Annotated in this window: 5 protein-coding genes; all 5 read right to left on the bottom strand. The window is 72.7% G+C overall.

Translation table 11 applies throughout. The features are described 5' to 3' along the window. Positions 1-1,181: GAF domain-containing protein (locus tag VK640_17060; protein ID HTE74888.1), on the bottom strand; the 1,181-nt coding region annotated here is incomplete at its 3' end. Between the two features lie 241 nt (positions 1,182-1,422). Beyond that, positions 1,423-1,821 (bottom strand): ATP-binding protein, encoded by a 399-nt coding sequence (locus VK640_17055; protein ID HTE74887.1) that lies wholly within the window; start codon positions 1,819-1,821, stop codon positions 1,423-1,425. A gap of 93 nt (positions 1,822-1,914) precedes the next feature. Further along, positions 1,915-2,796, bottom strand: a complete 882-nt coding sequence (locus VK640_17050) for a S1 family peptidase (GenBank protein ID HTE74886.1) — start codon at positions 2,794-2,796, stop codon at positions 1,915-1,917. Between the two features lie 128 nt (positions 2,797-2,924). Next, positions 2,925-3,530, bottom strand: coding sequence for a DUF3558 family protein (locus VK640_17045; protein ID HTE74885.1), 606 nt, complete (start codon positions 3,528-3,530; stop codon positions 2,925-2,927). Beyond that, positions 3,530-4,502 (bottom strand): MMPL family transporter (locus tag VK640_17040; GenBank protein HTE74884.1); only part of this gene is annotated, 973 nt, incomplete at its 5' end. The genes VK640_17040 and VK640_17045, both read right to left, overlap by 1 nt.

The raw sequence follows: 4,502 nt of genomic DNA, 5'->3' as shown, positions 1-4,502 counted from the left end.
ACCTCGTCGCCGACCGTGTGGCCGAGGGTGTCGTTGACGGCCTTGAAGCGGTCGAGGTCGAGCAGCAGCACGCCGCCGCCGACCGGCATCCCGCCGAGGGCGAGGTCGAAGCGGCGGCGGTTGCCCAGGCCGGTGAGCGAGTCGCTGTGCGCGTCTGTGTCGAGACGGTCCAGCCGCTGGTGCCGCTCGAGCACCTGGCCCAGCTGGACCGACAGCAGGGTGAGCGCGCTGTCGTGGTCGTGGTCGAGCGCGTGCCCGGGCACGGACCACCAGAGTGCGAGGACGCCGAGCACGCCGCCCTCACCCGGGACCGGGAGGTAGAGCACGGTCCCGGCGCCGAGCCGGCCGACGAACCGCTGGGAGACCAACGGGCTGGTGGACGTGTCCTCGACGTAGAGCGGCCGGCCGGTGGCGACCGCGCGACCGAGCGCCGTCGTCTCCTTGGCGATGTCGATCTCGACGTCGCGCAGGTCCTCGCCCGCGCCGACACCGGCGACCCCACGGAACATGGTCGAGCCCGGCTCGTCGGCGAGCAGGACGCCGGAGCCGTCGACACCGAGCAGGTCCGTGCCGAGCCGTGCGGCGAGAGCGGCGGCCTCGCCGACGTTCGTCGTGGCCAGCAGGAGGATCAGGGCCTGGTTGACCCGCTCGCGGGTCTCGTGCTCCTCGCGCAGGCTGGTGGTGATCAGGCCGACGATGCTGCCGAGGACGGCGTACAGCCCGAGCCCGAGCGCCAGCTGCAGGAGGTGGTGCTCCTGCCGGCCCAGCGTCGTGACCAGCAGGGCGAGCTCGAGCAGGACGCCGAGCCGCAGCGAGGCGCCTGCGCTGCAGGTGATGCCGGTGTAGCCGAAGACCAGCGCCAGCGCGACCAGGTACTGCAGCAGCTGACCGGTGCTCAGACCCACGCCGAGGACCAGCGCAACACTGCCGGAGACCACCACGGCGGGGCCGGTCCGATCGGGCAGCTGGCGCCAGGGCAGCAGGGCCAGCGTGACCGCGCCGACGACGGCCAGCACGGTGATGTTCGACCACGCCTGGTGGTGCGTCGCCGGCAGGCTGGGCCACACCGCGAGGCTGTACAGGCCGACCACCGCCCAGGTGGCGCAGGCCAGGTAGCCGCGCAGCACCCTGCTCCGGCCGGTCCCGTCGCCGTCCTCGAGCAGGACGCGCGTGACCGACACCGGGGACAGGCGAGCGCGCCAGCGGGTCGTCACTCTCCGTAGGTCGTCAGCCGGACCCTTCAGATCAAGCGTTCCTGAACGGATTGTTGCGGCAGCGCCAGGGCGAGGTCACTCTCCACCAGCCGGCACGTGCTCGGAACCGGCTGTCCCAGGTCCGCCGGCCGACCACGCCGCTCGGCTGCCAGCCGTGGCGGCCGAGCCGTCCGAGTGAGCGGTCGCCGCGCTGGTCGCGCCCGGGTGCTCAGCCCGGCGTGGCTTCACCCTGGCCGGCGCAGCGGACCTCGAACCACACCCGCTTGCCGGTGCCCAGGCGCTCCCAGCCCCAGCGCGCGGCCAGCGAGTCGACCAGCGCGAGCCCGGCGCCCGTCGGTGCAGCGTCGCAGCACACCGGCGGCGCGGCGGCCTCGTCGTCGACAGCGACCAGCAGGGTGTCGCCGTCGCACGTCGCCCGAAGCTTGAGGTCAGCGCTGCGGGTGTGGACGACGGCGTTGGTCACCAGCTCGGAGGCCAGCAGCACCGCGGTCTCCGCGGCGGCCGCTCCGCAGCGCTGCGGGAGCCACGACGCCAGGTCGTGGCGGGCGTCCCGCGACGCCGTACCGGTGCGCGGCAACGACGCCCGGAACGCGAGCTCTCCGACCACAACGTCCTCCGGCACTCTCGGTTCGGCCTGTCGTCCCCCGGCGGCCTGGCAAGTCTGGCAGCAGAGGAACCTCCGGCCGTGTCCGGGTCGGTGTCAGTAGACGCTGACGCCGTACGCGTTCGCGGCCTCGCGGACCGGCTGGAAGAACGTGGTGCCGCCGGTCCGGCAGTCGCCGCTGCCCCCGGAGGTGAGCCCGAGCGCCTTCGTCCCGTCGTAGAGCGCGCCACCCGAGTCGCCCGGCTCGGCGCAGACGGTGGTCTGGATCATGCCGCGCACGGTGCCGCCGCCCTGGTAGCGGACGGAGACGTTGAGCGCGGTCACCCGACCGGTGCGGGTGCCCGTGGTCGAGCCCTTGCGGGTCACCGACTCGCCGACGACCGCGTCGGCCACGGCGAATCCGCCGGGGTGGGTCACCGCGGCGTTGTCGTAGCGCACCAGGGCGAAGTCGTCGCCGGGGAAGCTGTAGCCCATGGTCGGGCCGACGAGCGTGCCGTGGTTCGAGCTGGTCCACCAGGTCTTCTCGGACTTGCCGCAGTGGCCGGCGGTCAGGAAGTAGTACGTGCCGCCCCTGACCACGTTGAAGCCCAGGGAGCAGCGGTAGCGGTTGCCGTAGATCGCGTCACCGGCCGACAGCAGCGGGCGGAACACCCCCGCCGCCCGCTCGACCCGGATGACGCCCGCGGCGTTGCCGGCCTCGCGCTTGATCGCGGCGACCTCCCCGGTGGAGACCGAGCTGTCGGCCGTGACCACGACCCGGTTGCTGGTCGCGTCGACGTACCAGGCGACCCCCCGGACCCCCGAGCGGTCGACCGCGGAGCTTGCCGTCGAGAGCTGGCCATTGCCTGCCTGGCGGCTGGTGGCCGCGGGGGCGGCCGTGGGGACGACCAGCGCCAGGACGGCCACCAGGCCGACGACGGCGGCGCCCAGCCGGGCGACCTGCGAGCAGCGGAGCGACGGACGGGGCCTGGTCCTCATGGGTCCTCCTGGGCACGTGACGGTCTCTCGGCGAGCGAGACTGACACAAGATCAGCGACCGGATCGCCAAGTTCTGCTCAAAATCCCCCGGTATGCGGGCGATCGGCGGGCGGCCGCTGACCAGGCGGTCACAGCACGTCGGCCGCACGGGTCGCGACTGCTGCGAGCACCGACGACGTCGTTGTCCGGTCGGGGTCGGCGCCGTCCTTGGTGAAGCCTGAGGCCGCCACCGTCAGGGTGGTGCCCTTCCGGAAGACCAGCACCTGCCCGATCGGCGACACGTCGTAGGCTTGGTCACCCACGCCGGTGATCGGTGTCGCCGAGGGGTAGGCGGCGGCGACGGTGCGGAACGTCGTGGCCGTGCCGCCGGTGTCGGTGACCGCCACCCGCAGCGTCCCGGTGCCCAGCTGCGAATCCGTGACCCGCCAGGTGCAGGTCGGGACCGCCGGGTCGCTCAGGTCGGTCTGCCGGTCGTCGACATCGCCCCCGAGGTCCTCGCGCACCTGCTGGGTCGTCACCAGGGAGCACGGGTCGATGTCGACGGGAGAGGCCGAGGGCGACGGCGTGGTCGTCGGCGACAGCGTGGCCGGGACCTTGGTCGCGGCGGCCGGCACCGGTGACGCGTCGTCGGCGCCACAGGCCGACAGCAGCGGGACGGCGACGACCGCGACCACTGCGACGACTGCGACGACGAAACCCCGGCTGAGCCGGCCGGTGCTGCGAGATGCACTCATCACTGCGCCCTCATCGGTGCCGGCGGTTCCACGTCGACGACCGGGTCCTGCTCGTCGGCCGGGGGACGCGGGGCCGGCACCGAGGGCGGCGGCCCTTCGAGGTCGAGGTGCGGCATCACCTTGCCTAGCCACGCCGGGACCCAGAAGGTCCGCTCGCCGAAGACCAGGAGCAGGGCTGGAGCGAGAAGGATCACCATCAGGCCGGCCAGGAAGACGGCGACCGAGAGCCCGACGCCGAACTGCTTGATGATCGGGTCGCTGCTGAGGATGAAGCTGCCGAACACCGACATCATGATGGCGGCGGCGGCGACGATCACCTTGGCGCTGGCGGCGAGCCCCCGGCGGACCGACTCAGTGACCGGCGCTCCCGCCGCGTGCACGTGCTGGAGGTGGCTGACGAAGAACACCTCGTAGTCCATCGACAGCCCGAACAGTGCGGCGATCATCATCAGGGGGACGTAGCTCGCGATCGGCACCGTGCCGTACGGGCTGTCCGGGCCGGTGATGGACAGTCCCCACCCCCACTGGAAGCAGACGGTCATCACGCCGAACGCCGCGCCCGCCGAGAGCAGGTTGGTGATCGCCGCTTGCACCGGGATGAGCAGGGACCGGAATGCGACCATGAGCAGCAGGAAGCTCAGGCCGATGATGGTGAGGATCACCAGCGGCAGCTGCTTGGTGATCTTGTCCGCCAGGTCGACGTTGGCCGCGGTGTTGCCTCCGACGAACGCGGTCACCCCCGGGCCCGCCCCCGGCGGGATGGTCTCGTCGCGCAGCTGCACGACCAGTGCGGCGGTGGCGGCGTCGGCCGGCCGGGTCGTGGGGATCACCGTGAAGGTCGCGGCGGTGCCCGACTTGCTGACGTTGGGCGGGCCCACGAGCTGCACCCCGACAACTGAGGCCAGTGCGTCCTGCAGCCGGGTCAGGCGCGGGTCGGTCGCCACCTCGTTGCCGCCGGCCCTGGTCAGCTCA

It is taken from the genome of Actinomycetes bacterium, assembly GCA_035489715.1.
Taxonomy (GTDB): domain Bacteria; phylum Actinomycetota; class Actinomycetes; order JACCUZ01; family JACCUZ01; genus DATHAP01.
The sequence above is the reverse complement of the archived record's forward strand: the minus strand, read 5'-3'. Positions and strand labels throughout refer to the sequence as shown.